The sequence below is a fragment of the Methylobacterium brachiatum genome, from assembly GCF_020523825.1.
In the GTDB taxonomy this organism is placed as follows: domain Bacteria; phylum Pseudomonadota; class Alphaproteobacteria; order Rhizobiales; family Beijerinckiaceae; genus Methylobacterium; species Methylobacterium brachiatum.
Genome location: NZ_JAJALK010000018.1, coordinates 19,937 through 34,125, shown reverse-complemented (window position 1 = coordinate 34,125; position 14,189 = coordinate 19,937). Strand labels below are relative to the sequence as shown.

General features: G+C 69.0%; 15 protein-coding genes. 5 read left to right on the top strand and 10 right to left on the bottom strand.

The window, feature by feature from the left end; all coding sequences use genetic code 11:
* Positions 1-24: 24 nt before the first annotated feature.
* A complete protein-coding gene (locus tag LGR69_RS26845; protein WP_230367961.1) occupies positions 25-900 on the bottom strand; it encodes a LysR family transcriptional regulator in 876 nt (291 codons plus the stop codon).
* Positions 901-946: 46 nt separating this feature from the next.
* Between LGR69_RS26845 and LGR69_RS26840 the strand changes: the two genes are divergently transcribed.
* From LGR69_RS26840 to LGR69_RS26830, 3 genes are all read left to right on the top strand, one after another.
* A complete protein-coding gene (locus LGR69_RS26840) occupies positions 947-1,552 on the top strand; it encodes a DUF4865 family protein (RefSeq protein ID WP_328505094.1) in 606 nt (201 codons plus the stop codon).
* A 15-nt stretch (positions 1,553-1,567) separates the two neighbouring features.
* Positions 1,568-1,960, top strand: a complete 393-nt coding sequence (locus tag LGR69_RS26835) for a tautomerase family protein (protein ID WP_230367959.1) — start codon at positions 1,568-1,570, stop codon at positions 1,958-1,960.
* An 84-nt stretch (positions 1,961-2,044) separates the two neighbouring features.
* Positions 2,045-3,277 (top strand): MFS transporter, encoded by a 1,233-nt coding sequence (locus tag LGR69_RS26830; RefSeq protein ID WP_230367958.1) that lies wholly within the window; start codon positions 2,045-2,047, stop codon positions 3,275-3,277.
* Positions 3,278-3,386: 109 nt separating this feature from the next.
* Here LGR69_RS26830 and LGR69_RS26825 read toward each other — a convergent pair whose 3' ends face one another.
* From LGR69_RS26825 to LGR69_RS26795, 7 genes are all read right to left on the bottom strand, one after another.
* Entirely contained in the window at positions 3,387-4,262 is an 876-nt protein-coding gene (locus LGR69_RS26825; protein ID WP_007559662.1) for an RNA polymerase factor sigma-32, read from the bottom strand.
* A 338-nt stretch (positions 4,263-4,600) separates the two neighbouring features.
* Positions 4,601-5,200 carry a CarD family transcriptional regulator gene (locus LGR69_RS26820; RefSeq protein WP_007559661.1) on the bottom strand — a complete coding sequence of 200 codons (600 nt, stop codon included), beginning with the start codon at positions 5,198-5,200 and terminating at the stop codon, positions 4,601-4,603.
* Between the two features lie 559 nt (positions 5,201-5,759).
* Positions 5,760-6,098, bottom strand: coding sequence for a ferredoxin FdxA (fdxA, locus tag LGR69_RS26815; protein WP_007559660.1), 339 nt, complete (start codon positions 6,096-6,098; stop codon positions 5,760-5,762).
* Positions 6,099-6,315: 217 nt separating this feature from the next.
* Complete coding sequence (locus tag LGR69_RS26810; RefSeq protein ID WP_122162114.1) at positions 6,316-6,609, bottom strand: RNA-binding S4 domain-containing protein; 294 nt, start codon at positions 6,607-6,609, stop codon at positions 6,316-6,318.
* Positions 6,610-6,618: 9 nt separating this feature from the next.
* A complete protein-coding gene (locus LGR69_RS26805; RefSeq protein ID WP_370881415.1) occupies positions 6,619-9,921 on the bottom strand; it encodes a helicase-related protein in 3,303 nt (1,100 codons plus the stop codon).
* A gap of 140 nt (positions 9,922-10,061) precedes the next feature.
* On the bottom strand, positions 10,062-10,385 hold the full coding sequence (locus tag LGR69_RS26800; RefSeq protein ID WP_039902237.1) for a hypothetical protein: 324 nt from the start codon (positions 10,383-10,385) through the stop codon (positions 10,062-10,064).
* A gap of 121 nt (positions 10,386-10,506) precedes the next feature.
* The gene (locus tag LGR69_RS26795; protein WP_230367957.1) at positions 10,507-11,598 is read right to left on the bottom strand and encodes an acyltransferase family protein; all 1,092 of its coding nucleotides are present in this window, start codon (positions 11,596-11,598) and stop codon (positions 10,507-10,509) included.
* 120 nt (positions 11,599-11,718) lie between these two features.
* Here LGR69_RS26795 and LGR69_RS26790 point away from each other — a divergent pair, with 120 nt between their 5' ends.
* Positions 11,719-12,732, top strand: coding sequence for a glycosyltransferase (locus LGR69_RS26790; RefSeq protein ID WP_007559656.1), 1,014 nt, complete (start codon positions 11,719-11,721; stop codon positions 12,730-12,732).
* Positions 12,733-12,742: 10 nt separating this feature from the next.
* Here LGR69_RS26790 and LGR69_RS26785 read toward each other — a convergent pair whose 3' ends face one another.
* Entirely contained in the window at positions 12,743-13,429 is a 687-nt protein-coding gene (locus LGR69_RS26785; protein WP_230367956.1) for a TetR/AcrR family transcriptional regulator, read from the bottom strand.
* Positions 13,430-13,444: 15 nt separating this feature from the next.
* On the opposite strand from LGR69_RS26785, the gene LGR69_RS26780 reads away from it, so the two are divergent.
* Entirely contained in the window at positions 13,445-13,801 is a 357-nt protein-coding gene (locus LGR69_RS26780; protein ID WP_007559653.1) for a darcynin family protein, read from the top strand.
* Positions 13,802-13,811: 10 nt separating this feature from the next.
* Here the strand turns inward: LGR69_RS26780 and LGR69_RS26775 are convergent, their stop codons facing one another.
* A complete protein-coding gene (locus LGR69_RS26775) occupies positions 13,812-14,102 on the bottom strand; it encodes a DUF1330 domain-containing protein (protein ID WP_091858233.1) in 291 nt (96 codons plus the stop codon).
* Positions 14,103-14,189: the final 87 nt, after the last annotated feature.

Here is a 14,189-nt window from a genome sequence, read left to right as displayed (position 1 = left end):
TTAGAGACTGTCCCGGCGCGCCCGTCAGCGGCCGCCGGGACCCCGATAGGCCGCCGCCAGCGTGCGCAGCGCCTCCGCGGGTCGCCCGGTCAGATGCCGGGACCGCAGCTCGATCCAGGTGAGCGGCAATTCGGGCAGGCCCAGCCGCGCCCCGACCTCCACGGCGCCCGGTGGCACGGTACTCGGTGCCAGGGCGGCGATGGCGAGGCCCGCCGTGACCGCGGCGCCGACCGCGAGCACGCCGCCGCCGACGAACACCTCCGTCCAGGGCAGCCCGGCGGCGTCGAGGGTACGGGCCGCCGCCGCCCGGACGTTGCACGGCCCCGACAGGCCCGCGAGCCGCAGGGGCTCGCCCGGCGGAGGGGCCGGGAAGTCCGGTGCCGCGAACCAGCCCAGACGCTCCTGCGCCAGGACGGTCCCGCCACGCTCGGGCATCTCCTCGGTCCGCAGCAGCACCGCATCGTAACCGCCCTCGCCCGGGGACTCGAAGGCGGAAGCGAGGTCCCGTGAGGGGACGATCCGCACCTCGGTGATCAGACCCGCCGTGTCGAGGCCGAGACGCCGGAGCAGGGCCGGCAGGTTCGGACCGGCGATATGATCGCTGATCCCCAGGCAGAGCCGCGCCGGGACATCGCCCGCGATCTCCGACAGGGCGCTCTCATGCGCCTCCAGCAGCCGCCGGGCCGCCGACAGGAACAGCTCACCCTTCCGGGTCGTGGCCACGTGCCGGGGCGTCCGGTCGAGCAGGCGCGCCCCGAGCCGATCTTCCAACCGCTTGAGCCGGAGGCTGATCGCCGCCTGTGAGGTGTCGAGGGCTTCGGCCGCCCGGGTGAAGCTGCCCAGATCGACCACCCGCACGAAGGCCAGCACGCCGTCGAGATCGAGGGGGCGGGGCACCATCACAAGCATCCGTTATGAGAGATATAGCCCACGATATCTGGCTCATATGGCTGCCCCCTGCAATCGTCCCGCTGCAACCCAGGAGGGGACGATGCTCGTGGCCCGTTACCGGCATCGCTTGCCGGCAGATTATCCGATGGACCGAATTCGTGCGCGGGTGGCCGAACGGGCGCCCGCCTGGGACGCGATACCGGGCCTCATCTTCAAGGCCGTCACCGTCGAGGAGCGTGTGCGCGGAGCGGCGGCGAACGCCTACAGTTCCTTCTATCTCTGGCGCGACGCCGGTGCCGCCGCCGATTTCCTCTCCGGGCCGGGCTTCCAGGCCGTGATCGACGGTTTCGGCCGGCCACAGGTTGAGACCTGGCTTCCGTTCACCGTGACGCTCGGCGCCGCCGCGACCACGCTCACCCTGTCCGAGGAGACGCGGCAGATCGGCCCCGACGAGGATCTCGCCCGCTTGCGAGAGACCGAGCAGGTCCGGGGACGGGACATCGCCGGGCACCCGGGTGTCCTGGCCACTCTGGTCGGCCTCGACCCCGCCACGTGGCGGCTGACGCGCTTCACGCTGGAGGCCGACCGCGTCGATGCAGAGTCCGGCACCGAGGTCGCGCATCTCGCCGCCCCCGGCCTCGCGGCCCTGCGCAGTCTCTGAGCGCGGTAGACGTCGATGCCCATCATCCGCATTTCCCTGCGTGCCGGCACGCCTCCGGCAGACCGCAACACCCTCGTGGAGGGCGTCTACGCGGCCCTGCGCGAGACCTTCGCCGTAGCGGAGGGCGACCTGTTCGCCTTCGTGCATGAGCACCAGGCGGCGAACTTCCACTACGGGCCGGACTATCTCGGCATTCATCGCAGCGACGACCTTGTCGCCATCCAGATCACCGCCAACGCCACGCGGACCACTGCCCAGAAGCGCGCGCTCTACGCCGCCATCGCCCGCAACCTCGCACGCGAGCCGGGCGTGAAGCCGGCCAACGTGCTGGTCAACTTGGTCGAGGTGGCTCCCGAGAACTGGTCGTTCGGCGATGGGCTGATGTCGTACGGGCCGGCGGATCCGTGACGGCGGGTGCGGCCGAGCCGAGCCGGGCTTGACCGTACGCGGGACGACGTTCAGGTGCGGGGCCCGCCGCCAGACCTGGATCGCATGAGTCCCACCGCACATCTCGCTTTGATCAACCTGTTCACCGGGGACATCCAGGGAGGGCTCGGCCCGTTCCTGGGCACCTGGCTGGCGCAGGCGGCCTCTTGGAGTCCGGCGCGGGTCGGCTTCGTCATCACCCTGGTGGGAATCGGGACGCTGTTCCTGAGCGGCCCGTTCGGGGCCCTGGTCGATCGCTTCCCGCGTCCGCGCCTGCTGGTGGCGTTGGCCTGCGCGGCGATCCTGGCGGGCACGCTTCTGCTCCTGCCGGCGCGCAGCTTCCCCGCGGTGCTCGTGGCGCAGCTGCTGGCCGCCGCCGGCGGCACGCTGCTGCTGCCGGCCGTCGCGGCGCTGACCCTGGGGATCGTCGGCAAGGACGGGTTTCCCAAGCAGCAGGGCCGCAACCAGGCGTTCAACCATGTCGGCATCCTGGTCGCCGCCGGTGGCATCAGCCTCGGCACCGGCACGTTCGGCCCGGCCATCGCCTTCTGGGTGCTGGGCGGCATGGCGGTCGCCGCGATCGTCGCGACGCTGACGACGCCGGCCGGCGCCTGGAACCGGCGCCGCGCCGTGGGCTGGAAGGAGGGCGAGGACGAGGAGCCGCAGCGCAGCGGCATCCGTCAGGTTCTCGGCAACCGGCGCCTGCTGGTTCTCACCGTGGCGCTGACGCTGTTCAACCTCGGCAACGGCGGCATGCTGTCCCTGCTCGGTCAGAAGCTCGTCGCCACCGCCGCCGATGCCACGACCTGGACCGCCCGCTACGTCATGGTGGCGCAGCTCGTGATGGTGCCGGTGGCCCTGTTCGCCGGCTCCCTGGCGGATCGGCGCGGACGGCGCCAGCTCCTGATGGTGGCGTTCGCGGTGTTGCCGGTGCGGGCTCTGCTGTCGGGCCTGATCGACGATCCGGTCTGGCTCATCAGCGCGGAAATCCTGGACGGCGTCGCCTCGGGCATCGTCGGGGTGGCGGTGCCGGTGGTCGTCGCCGACCTGACCTGGGGCTCCGGACGCACCCAGACGGCGCTCGGCAGCGTCAACGCGGTGCAGGGCGTCGGCGGCGCCCTGTCGGGCTGGTACGGCGGCCTCTCCTACGGGCTGTTCGGCTGGACCGGCGCGTTCCTGGCCCTCGGCGTGCCGGCGCTCATTGCCCTGGCGCTGGTGATCTGGCTCGACGCCACCCCCGAGCCCGGCCGCCGCAGGCGCCGGCGGGAGCGGCAGGGGGCTGCGATCCAGGGGGCGTAGGGCGACCTGGGGGACGCGTCTGCCGAGCGGGTTGCTCCTGCCAGGAACGCGAAAAGCCCGGCCTGTGAGGCCGGGCTTGTTGGAACGATCGAACCGTCTCGCGGAACGTTCAGCCGATATGCGGGCTGCCGGTGGCAGCGGGGAAGCGGTCGGCCAGGGCGCGGCGGAGCTTTTCCAGGGCGCGGTTCTCGATCTGGCGGACGCGCTCCTTCGAGATGCCGAGGCGCTGGCCCAGGGCCTCCAGGGTCGCCTGATCCTCGGCGAGGCGGCGCTCGCGCAGGATCCGCAACTCGCGCTCGGACAGCACCGTGAGCGCCTGCTGCAGCCAGCTGAGGCGTCGCTCGCCGTCGACCGTGGCACTCACGGTCTCGTCCGGCAGCGCGGCGCCGTCGACCAAAAAGTCCATCCGCTCGGAGGACGCGTCGTTGTCCTCACCGACCGGCGCGTTCAGCGACATGTCGGGGCCGGAGAGGCGGGCATCCATCAGCGCCACGTCGTCGCGCGAGACGCCGATGGCGGTCGCGATGCGGCGGTGGATCTCGTCGCCGACATGCTCCTCGGTGGATTGCATCAGCCGAGCGCGCAGCCGGCGCAGATTGAAGAACAAAGCCTTCTGGGCCGAGGACGTGCCCCCGCGCACGATCGACCAGTTGCGCAGGATGTAATCCTGGATCGAGGCGCGGATCCACCACGTCGCGTAGGTCGAGAACCGGACATCCCGCTCCGGCTCGAAGCGCGCGGCGGCTTCCATCAAGCCGACATGCCCCTCTTGCACGAGGTCGGCCATCGGCAGGCCGTAGTGACGAAAACGCCCCGCCAGGGCGATGACGAGGCGCATATGGGCTGAAATCAGGCGGTGCAGCGCCCGCTCGTCGCGGTTGTCCTTCCAGCGGACGGCGAGGCCGCGCTCTTCTTCCCGTGCCAGGAAGGGCGCCTCCATGGCAGTCCGAATGAACTGCCGACGAATTCCAGCGATATCAGCCATCCCGCCTGCCTCTTGTTGCCGAGTGCTGTTGCGGCGCCGAACGGAGCGTCCAACCCGCAGGGCGTCACCGAACGGCGGCGCCAGGCAACCGACAACGGAAGGCAAAACGCGAAAGTTCCGCCGCATCCCTTCGCAGTGCGACAGCCGGACGGCCACGTTTTCGTGTTCCGTCCGGATGACATGGGTTTCGGCGCCCCGCCGTCCAGTCCCCGACCCTCCGAAGCGGTGTGGAAAAGGCGCCGGCTGGTTCGGCCACGATCGATCGCGCCCGGCGCGAGGGCATAAAAAAACCCGGCCACCGGGGCCGGGCTTTGCAACGTCTCGAAGGGATGGACGCCTCAGGCGGCCACTTCCTGGATGTCGTCGCCTTCACCCTCGGCTTCCGCCTCCGGCTCGGCCTCGCTCTTGGCGCGGCGCGGCGACTTCGCCAGGCTCTGCTCGATGAGCTTCAGCGCCTCGGTCTCGGTGATGCGGTTGACCGAGGAGATCTCGCGCACGATCCGGTCGAGGGCAGCCTCGTAGAGCTGACGCTCCGAGTAGGACTGCTCGGGCTGAGCCTCCGAGCGGAACAGGTCGCGCACCACCTCGGTGACCGCGAGCAGATCGCCCGAATTGATCTTCGCCTCGTATTCCTGGGCCCGGCGCGACCACATGGTCCGCTTGATCCGGGCGCGGCCGGTCAGCACGTCCAGGGCCTTCTTCACCAGATCCGGCTCGGCGAGCTTGCGCATGCCGACGGAGTTGGCCTTCGCGGTCGGGACGCGCAGGACCATCTTGTCCTTCTCGAACGAGACGACGAACAGCTCAAGCTTGTAACCCGCGATCTCTTGCTCCTCGATCGCGGTGATGCGACCGACGCCGTGGGCCGGATATACGACGGCCTCACCGGTCTTGAAGCCTTGCCGGCCTGCGGTCGTCGTCTTCTTGGCTGTGGTCATGCGAGAAGGGCCTCCACTGGCGCGCGACGCTCCGCGCCGCGCAAAACCGTGTTCTTCCGGGCGGGATACCCGGTTTGCCTCGCCGTTCCCGGGATGACCCGCCCCGGAGGACGAGCACCCGGGCGTTCCCCGGCGCGACCGTGCAAACACCGGAACATCCGCCGAAGTCACCCTCGGCGGTCGTTCGCGTGCCACCACTCCTAATTCACGAAAGCGAAAGGCGTTTCGGCCGGAGGGAGCACGTCTGGCGCGAGCGACGGCAGGCGGATTGTGTATCACAATCCAGCGCACAGATCAAAGCATCCCTGAAGAAGCGCGCGCGGTCCGGGCGTCGCCTCGAAAGAGTTTTACACCGGCTCGGCCGGAGAGGAATGACATGCCTGCGGCCCAGGGCTTCGCAGGACGCACGTCGTGAACGGTTTGGATCGCGATCGACAGGGACCGGGTAACCCGACGACAGATCGCAACATCGTGAGGCGATCCGTTATCCAGTTTGTGCAGCGTCACGGCGGCATTTAAAGCCCCGGCGCCGCATCGACGACCAGCCCTGCAGCCGGTTCTAGTCGCCGGAGCCGGGGTTGGCCGAGAAATGCGCCTCGAGCTTGCCGGCGACGCCGTCCCACTCCTTGGCGTCGGCCGGAGCGTCCTTCTTCTGGGTGATGTTGGGCCAGCTCTTCGCGTAGTCGGCGTTGAGCTTGAGCCACGTCTCCAGATTCGATTCCGTGTCGGGCTTGATCGCCTCGGCGGGGCATTCCGGCTCGCAGACGCCGCAATCGATGCACTCATCCGGATGGATGACGAGCATGTTCTCGCCCTCGTAGAAGCAGTCCACCGGACACACCTCGACGCAGTCCATGTACTTGCACTTGATGCAGTTGTCGGTGACGACGTAGGTCATCGGCTGTCTTCGTCCTAAAAATTCTGGTCTGCCCGGGCGGAGCCTCGAAGGCCCGCACGCCCCGGTGGCGCTGCGATCGTGCGCCGCAAAACCCGGCGTCGAACCGGGTCTTTCGGAAGCCGATGGCTCTAGACCCTGCCTTCCGGGCTGACAAGCGCGCCGGTGTCCCAGGGCGCCCGCGATCGGGTCCTCGACCGGCCGCTGTGGCGCCGGCTCATCACTCGGACGGGTCGACCGCGATCGGGATGCCGGCGAGGTCCTCGTAGAGAAGCCGCGCCTCCGGGGCCGGCCCCCGTCGCTCGCCGAGGCCGCGCACGCGCACCGCCAGGGTCGCGTGCGGGGCGGCCACCGTCACGACATCCCCGATCACGATGCCCTTGGCCGGGTTCTCGGCCCGGGTTCCGTTCACCCGCACGAAACCGTCCTCGGACAGGCGCGCGGCCAGGGATCGGGTCCGCGCGAAGCGCGCGAACCACAGCCATTTGTCGAGCCGCTGCCGACCCTCCCGCATGCGGGCGCGTCAGCGCTTCCCGCCGTCGCCGGCTTCGAGCTGCGCCTTCAGCGCGGCCAGCTTGGCAAACGGCGAATCGGGGTCGGGAGCCCGCTCGCGCCGGGGCGGACGCTGGTCGGGCCGCGGCGCCGCATGACGCTGCTCGGCGTTGCGCTGGTCGTCCCGGCGCTCCGGCCGGCCGCCCTCGAAACGGTCCCGACGGGGACCCCGATCGCGTCCGGTACGCGGACCGCCCTCGTTGCCGGGGCGATCGCCGCCCTCGGCACGCCGCTGCTCGGGTCGCGCGCCTTCCGGGCGACCCGGACCCTGGTGCTGACCCGGCTGGCCACCGTCGCGCCCACGACCCGCCCCGCGCGGACGGTTCTGCGGCCGGGGATTGGCCGGACGCTGGTGACGCTGCAGGCGCCAGACCTCGATCAGGACCTGCTCCGCCGGGGCCTCGCCCTCGGCACCGGCGGGCGCAGCCTCGGTCGCTTCCGACGCGTTCGCGGCAGCCGTTTCGGCGGACGGAGGCGTACCCGCCTCGGATGCGTCCTCGGTTGCTTCGGCAGCCTGCGCAGCCTCGGCCGGAGCCTCTTCCGGCACAGGCTCGGCTTCGGCAGCCGCCGCGACGGGCTCGGCCTCCGCCGGGGCTTCGGGGGTGGCGGCACCTTCGGCCTCCGGGCTGGATTCGGCCGAGACGGCCGGCTCGGTGCTCTCAGCGGCGTCCGGGCTGTCGGCAGCCGAAACCGCATCGCCGGAGGCGTCCGCGGCCTGAGCGACGGCATCCGCCTCGTCGGCGCCGGCCTCGCCCGCTGATTCGTGGCCCGTCGTCTCCGCCTCGCCCGACGGCGGGGTGACCACGGCGGGGGCGGTCGCGGCGGCGGGCACCAGAGGCACCGTGATGGCCGGGCCGGGACGAGCCTCCAGCGTGTAGCCCAGGGACTTCAGGATCGAGGCGAAATCCTCGCCCGAGCAGCCGACCAGCGAGGTCATGCCGACCGTGGCGACGAACGCGTCGCCGTCGGCCGTGCCGTCCGGCGGGGCGCCCGGCGTCGTGCCGGGGCGATAGGCGATCGCCGGGCGAATCAGGTCGGCCAACCGCTCCAGGATGTCGACCCGCACCGCCCGCTCGCCGCTGACGCGGAAGCCGGCCGCCCGGTAGAGCCCCTTGGCGATCTCGCGATCGACCTTGATCGAGGTCCGGCCGGAACCGGCCAAGTGGGCGATCTCGTCGAGGCCGCGCTGGTCGAGCCCGCCGTTGCGCAGGGCCCAGAGCTGGGCCGCCAGCGTCCGCGGCGCCGGCTTCAGCAGGGCCGGCAGGAAGATGTGGTAGGCGCCGAAGCGCACCCCGTGCCGGCGGAGCGCTCCGCGCCCCTCCTGGTCGAGGCTGCGCATCTCCTGAGCGACCTTGGAGCGCTCCAGCACGCCCAGGGCCTCGACCACCTGATAGCCGATGCCCTTGGCGAGGCCGGTGAGGTCGCCCGCGGTCTCGAGCTCCATCAGCGGGCCGAGCAGGCGCACGATCATGGCCTTCAGCCAGGCATCGAGGCGCGCTTCGACCTTCTCGCGATGCGCGCCGGTCAGGCTGTCATCGGCGAGGAGGCGAATCTGCGGCGCGAACAGCTTCTCACCGGGGGTCAGCTTCGCCACCGGGGCGCCGGTCCAGCGAATCATCCCGTCATGCGCGAGCACGAGCGTGGAATCGGCCGTCGCCGCGAAGCGGTCGGCCCGGGCCTCGATCTCCCCGGAGAGCGCCTTCTCGGCGGCGCTCCTCAGAGTCTTGGCCTCGTGCCCCTCAGCGCTCGCATCCGGGACGAATAAGAATCCATGCAGGTGACCGACATGCTGACCCTCGACGGTGACGTCACCGTCGGCGGAAATTTGGGCTTCGAGCATCGTGTTCTCTCTCAGGCGCCGCATCAGGACGCTTGTGCGCCGGTCGACGAAGCGGCTCGCGAGGCGTTCGTGCAGGGCGTCTGACAGCCTGTCCTCTACCCGACGTGTCTCGCCCTGCCAATGTTCAGGGTCGCGCAGCCAATCGGGGCGGTTGGCCACGAAGGTCCAGGTGCGTCCCTGGGCGATCCGCCGGGACAGCGTATCGATGTCGCCGTCGGTGCGGTCGATCATCGCCATCTGCTCGGCGAACCACGTGTCGGGGATGCGTCCGGCCATGCCCTTCATGAGGAAGCGGTAGAGCTGCGCCACGAGGTCGGCATGCACCTGCGGGTGGACCTTGCGGTAGTCGGGCACCCCGCAGACGTCCCAGAGCCGCCGCACCGTGGACTGGCTCCGCGCCATGTCGCGGATGTCGTCCTCGCGCATCAGGATCTCGAGGGCCTGCTGGTCCTGCCCCATCGGCGCGCGGGTGAGGCCGGATTCGCGCGGGTGCTCGTCGAGGCTCGCCTGAAGCGCTTCCAGGGTCCCGAAGCTGAGATCCGGGTTGCGCCATTGCAGGATGCGCAGCGGATCGAAGTCGTGATTCTCCAGCCGCTCGACCATCTCGGGCTCGAAGGGCGGGCAGCGGCCCGTGGAGCCGAAGGTCCCGTCGGCGAGGTGGCGCCCGGCGCGCCCGGCGATCTGGCCCATCTCGGCGGGGGTCAGCTTGCGGAACCGGGTGCCGTCGTACTTCCAGTTCGCCGCGAAGGCGACGTGGTCGACGTCGAGATTGAGCCCCATGCCGACCGCGTCGGTGGCCACGAGGTAATCCACGTCGCCCGCCTGGTACATCTCGACCTGGGCGTTGCGGGTGCGAGGCGAGAGGGCGCCCAGCACGACCGCCGCGCCCCCGCGCTGGCGCCGGATCAGCTCGGCGATCGCGTAGACCTCCTCGGCCGAGAAGGCCACGATCGCGGTGCGCCGGGGCAGGCGCGACAGCCGCTTCTCGCCCGCGAAGCTCAACTTGGACAGGCGCGGCCGCGTCGTGGTGTGGACGTTCGGGATCAGCCCCTGGACCAGCGGCAGCATGGTCGAGGAGCCGATCAGCAGCGTCTCCTCCCGGCCCCGCACGTAGAGGAGGCGATCGGTGAAGACGTGGCCGCGGTCCATGTCGGCGGCGAGCTGGATCTCGTCGATGGCGACGTAGGCCACGTCGAGGTCGCGCGGCATCGCCTCGATCGTGCAGATCCAGTAGCGCGGCCGATCCGGCTTGATTTTTTCTTCCCCGGTCACGAGGGCGACCTTTTCGGGCCCGACCTTGGCGACCACGCGCAGGTAGACCTCCCGGGCGAGCAGCCGCAGGGGCAGCCCGATCATGCCGGTCGGGTGCACGAGCATCCGCTCGATCGCGAGATGCGTCTTGCCGGTGTTGGTCGGTCCGAGGACCGCCGTCACGCCGCGGGCGCGGACGTCGCGCGGCAGGGACCGGCCGGGGAGGGGGCGGAGCGGCGCGTCGATGGTCGGCGGTTCCTTCGGACGGGAAGGCCGGCGCGGCGCCGTCTGGCGCGGGCAGGGGGTTCGGGCGGCCGGTCGCGTCAGGGACGATAGGGCCGCGTTGATCCTCCCCCATATGGGATATCACCCGGGCCGCTGCCAACCTGCGGCATAATCAGCGGATAGACCTCGATCTGCGTCGCCGGGGATCCGGGCTGGGGCGCGAGATCCGCGCAGAGGGTGTCGGGGACCGAGACCAGCGGACCGTGCCGCGGCGGCCGGTGCTCGATCACCTGCGCCGACGAGAAGGCGTCGCCGCCGCAACCGGGATCGGCCGATCCCGCGGTCAGGGGCTGGGCCGCAGCCGGCCCGGCGAATGTGAGCGCCGCGAGGGCGAGGGCGATTCGGGGGCGGTGCGGGCGCATGTACGGATCATCGCAGGGAAGATGAAAGATTTGATCGCCGCCGCGCCTCACCCCGAGCGCGGGGACCCCGGGTGGACGACGGATGCAACGTCGGCAATCGGGCCGAAAACGCCTCAGATCCTCAGCGACCGTATTCGGCCCGGCCGGAGCGCGAGGCTTTGATCGATGCGACGACGTCCGACAGGTAGCGCCGCGCCGGTTCGTCGTAATAGCGCAGGACCAGATAGCTCACCGCGATCGTCGCGACGAGGAACGTCGCGCATTCGAGGACGATGCCCCTGCTGCCGGTCACCTTCTGATAGATCCCGTTGATCCAGCAGAAGATCGGATAATGCAGGGCGTAGACCGGATAGGAGAGGTCGCCCAGCACGCGCGAAGCCCGCTTCGGCAGACCCTGGAGGGTGACGACCGATCCGCTCAGCACCAGCAGGGGAGCCAGGACGAGTTTCCAGGCGAGCCGTTCCTGAAGAGTGAGTTCGAACGACGAGAACAGGATCGCGATCATCACACCGGACAGCGCCACGAACAGAAAGGCATTCGCGCGACTCGGCCGCATGGCGCGGCCGAACTGATAGACCAGCACGCCGACAAAGAACGATGACCCGACGTGAGCGAAGCCGAGCAGGAAATTATCCGCCGTGTCGCCGCCGATGCCGAATCGGATGACCGCCGCGCTCGACAGGGCATACAGCCCCAGCGCCAGATAGGTCTGGTCGACGAATCGCAGCAGCCACCAGACATAGTTCGCCGCGAGCTCGAAGAAGAGCGAGAATTGCGGCCCGTTGAGCGGAAATATCTGTGGGCCGCCGATCTGGGGCGGGGCGTTGAAATAAGGGATGTTCAGGATTCCCAGCATGATCGCCAGGACGATCGTGGCCGATTGGGTCTCGGTGCTCAGCAGATAGTTTCTGGCGAGGACGTAGGGGGCGCTGATCACGATCGACAGCAGGATGATCGGCAGCAGCCTGATGACGCGGAGGGCCATGAATTCGGTCACGGATATATTCCGTGTCCGGCGGGCATAGGCGCGGGCGAGGACATAACCGCTGAGCGTGAAGAAGGTATCGACCGAAAGCCCCCCGTTCACTGCCAGGAACGGGATGTCTAGCCATCGACCCAAATGGAACAAGAGTACTGATAGCGCGGCGATCCCTCGAATGCCATCGAGGGCTACGCAATGCGTGGTCGGCTTCGACGGGGCCGGTGTTCCCAACTTTATCCAGCCATGTTATAGTAATCGCAGACTTTAATTCTGCCGATAGAGTTGGCATACTGCGCTTGATGTCGATTCGAGTTTTTGATTTTAGAATGTGGGATGTCAAGGCCAGTGCGCATGGATGCTGCAGACAAAACGGTTTCGGTGGTTATCGCTACGTATAATGGCTCAGTATTCATCCGCGAGCAGCTCGAAAGCGTCATTAACCAGAATTTCAAGCCGGTGGAGATTATCGTCTCTGATGACGGATCAACGGATGCAACTCTGGATATAGCAAGGTCGATTGCCGAAAGATCGAAGATACCGTTCAAGATAAATATCAACCAAACCAATCTCGGATTTCGTGACAACTTCCTGAATGCGGCTTTGTCCGCCAAGGGAGACTTCGTCGCGTTCTGCGATCAGGACGATATCTGGGATCGCGAAAAGCTCGAACGTGTGGCCACCTATTTCGGCAATCCGAATATTTCCATGATCGTGCATGCGGCCGCGAGCTTGGACCAATCAACCGGTAAGCTGGTAAAATTCACTCAGGGCATTCAACGCACCGGCATCAAGCCGCCGCTCAGTTACGATCCCTGGCTGACCTTCTTCGGATTTTCGATCGTTTTCCGCAGGGAACTTCTGCATCTGGCCGATATCGACGGGCGATTCCGGGACTTCATCGTGCCCAAGGAGAAGATCGCTCACGACCGGTGGATCGTGTTTCTCGGTCAGGTGGTGGGCGAGACGGCGGAACTGAACCTGCCGCTGGTCACCTACCGGCAGCACGCGACAAACCTGTTCGGGGACGGCCGCCGCAGCCACAAGGCGCAGGCCCACGATCCGATCAAGGAGCTCGACGACTACATCGCTGCGACCGCCGACATGATCGCGGTGATCCGCGATCTCCCCGACGCGACGGTGGCGGCTTTTCCGCTCTTCGATCGCGGAAAAGCGATCCACTTTTTCCAGCGGGCCCTGCATCAGCTGCAGCAGAGGAAGCGGGTCTACGTCTCGCGCAGCCGGCCCCGGGGCGTGTGGGCGGTGATCCGGAACATCCGTGGCGGCGTGTATCGGTCCGTCCACCACGACGCCATTCGGTGGCGCTCGATCGCGCGCGATCTGAAATACTGCGCGATCCGCTCGTAGCTCCTGCCGATTACGGCCCCGCCGGGGGCAGCCCGAGATAACCGAACACCGCGCGCAGGACACGCTGCTCCAGCGCGTCGCCCGCCCGCTCGCCGCGCTCGCCCGCAGCATCCACCATGCCCCGCAGCAGCGCGAACAGGTCGCCCGCCGCAACCTGCGCCTCGACCGGCGGCGCGGGTTCGAGGCGCCCCAGCAGGGCCAGCAGCGCGTCCGAGATCGCCCGGGTGACCGCATCCAGGCTGTCGGCGAGCTGGAGCCGGCTCTCCTCCCGGTCGAGCAGCAGGGCGAGGCGCGGCCGGGACATCTGGTGGGCGACGGCCGCCTGCACGATCCGACGCAGGCCGAGCTCCGGCGTCGCCGCCGCGGCCGCGTCCCGCACCGCCGCGATCAGCAGGCCGGTCTCCCGCGCCACCAGGGCCGCGGTCAGCGCCTCCTTGCCCGGGAAGTACTGGTAGACCGAGCCGACCGAGACGCCGGCCCGCTCGGCCACGGCATTGGTCGTGTAGCCGGCCAGGCCGCGCTCCTCCAGAACGCGAGCCGCACCTTCGAGAATCGTCCGCACCGTCTCGGCGGAGCGGGATTGTTCCGGGTTTTTCCGGGGCTTGAGCGCCGGCCCCCGCGCCGTCCGGCCGGTCATGAACGCGAGTTCGCCGCCGGCCCGCCCGGGGGCATCATCGCCGGGTCCCAACAGACCCACGGAGCGGTCACATCCATGTCCGACCAGACTTTCAATCCCAAGCTCACCGTCTTCATGCTGGTGAAGACGTCACCCGAATGGCTCGCTCTCTCGATCGACGAGCGCTTCGCCCGGTTGCGCGCGGTGTTCGAGCCGATCCTGCGTCGCCACGCGGATTCCGTGAAGCTGCGCTTCTACGACGCCGAATTCTACACGGCCCGCGTCACCGATCTCTGGGTGTGGGAGGCCAGCGACCACCACGCCTACGAATGCGTCGTCGAGGCCTTGCGCGAGACGGCGTTCTGGGACCGGTGGTTCGCGATCGTCGAGATCATCCCGGCCGTGGAGAACGCGTACGCGACCCATTACGGCCGGGCGCCGCTCGCCGCCTGAACCGGCCGGTTCAGGCGGCGCCTTCGACCAGCACGACCTCGCCGATCCCGGCCGGCAGGCGCTTCGCCTTGGCGGCCTGGTATTCCGGCGAGACGTAATAGGCCCGCGCGGCGTCGTAGGATTCGAATTCCAGCACGACGTTGCGCGGCCGGGCCTCACCCTCGAGCGCCTCGTAGCGCCCGCCCCGCACCAGAGGTTTGGCGCCGTAGAGCCGCATCGCCGCGGAGGCCATCTCGGCATAGGCCGCGTAGGTCTCCGGATCGGTGACCGTCATCCGGACGATGATGTAGCCCTTCGGCATGGTCCTGCACCTCCCTGGCTGCCGCGCTTGCCCCGCACGGGTGCCCGGAAAGAGGCCGGCGGTCAAAGCCGGATCCCGCGGCGGGTG

What these genes read in the sequence shown, in the direction of transcription:
- LGR69_RS26845 (WP_230367961.1), bottom strand. Translation starts at nt 900, where the DNA reads ATGGTGCCCCGCCCCCTCGATCTCGACGGCGTGCTGGCCTTCGTGCGG.
- LGR69_RS26840 (WP_328505094.1), top strand. Translation starts at nt 947, where the DNA reads ATGGCTGCCCCCTGCAATCGTCCCGCTGCAACCCAGGAGGGGACGATG.
- LGR69_RS26835 (WP_230367959.1), top strand. Translation starts at nt 1,568, where the DNA reads ATGCCCATCATCCGCATTTCCCTGCGTGCCGGCACGCCTCCGGCAGAC.
- LGR69_RS26830 (WP_230367958.1), top strand. Translation starts at nt 2,045, where the DNA reads ATGAGTCCCACCGCACATCTCGCTTTGATCAACCTGTTCACCGGGGAC.
- LGR69_RS26825 (WP_007559662.1), bottom strand. Translation starts at nt 4,262, where the DNA reads ATGGCTGATATCGCTGGAATTCGTCGGCAGTTCATTCGGACTGCCATG.
- LGR69_RS26820 (WP_007559661.1), bottom strand. Translation starts at nt 5,200, where the DNA reads ATGACCACAGCCAAGAAGACGACGACCGCAGGCCGGCAAGGCTTCAAG.
- fdxA (WP_007559660.1), bottom strand. Translation starts at nt 6,098, where the DNA reads ATGACCTACGTCGTCACCGACAACTGCATCAAGTGCAAGTACATGGAC.
- LGR69_RS26810 (WP_122162114.1), bottom strand. Translation starts at nt 6,609, where the DNA reads ATGCGGGAGGGTCGGCAGCGGCTCGACAAATGGCTGTGGTTCGCGCGC.
- LGR69_RS26800 (WP_039902237.1), bottom strand. Translation starts at nt 10,385, where the DNA reads ATGCGCCCGCACCGCCCCCGAATCGCCCTCGCCCTCGCGGCGCTCACA.
- LGR69_RS26790 (WP_007559656.1), top strand. Translation starts at nt 11,719, where the DNA reads ATGGATGCTGCAGACAAAACGGTTTCGGTGGTTATCGCTACGTATAAT.
- LGR69_RS26780 (WP_007559653.1), top strand. Translation starts at nt 13,445, where the DNA reads ATGTCCGACCAGACTTTCAATCCCAAGCTCACCGTCTTCATGCTGGTG.
- LGR69_RS26775 (WP_091858233.1), bottom strand. Translation starts at nt 14,102, where the DNA reads ATGCCGAAGGGCTACATCATCGTCCGGATGACGGTCACCGATCCGGAG.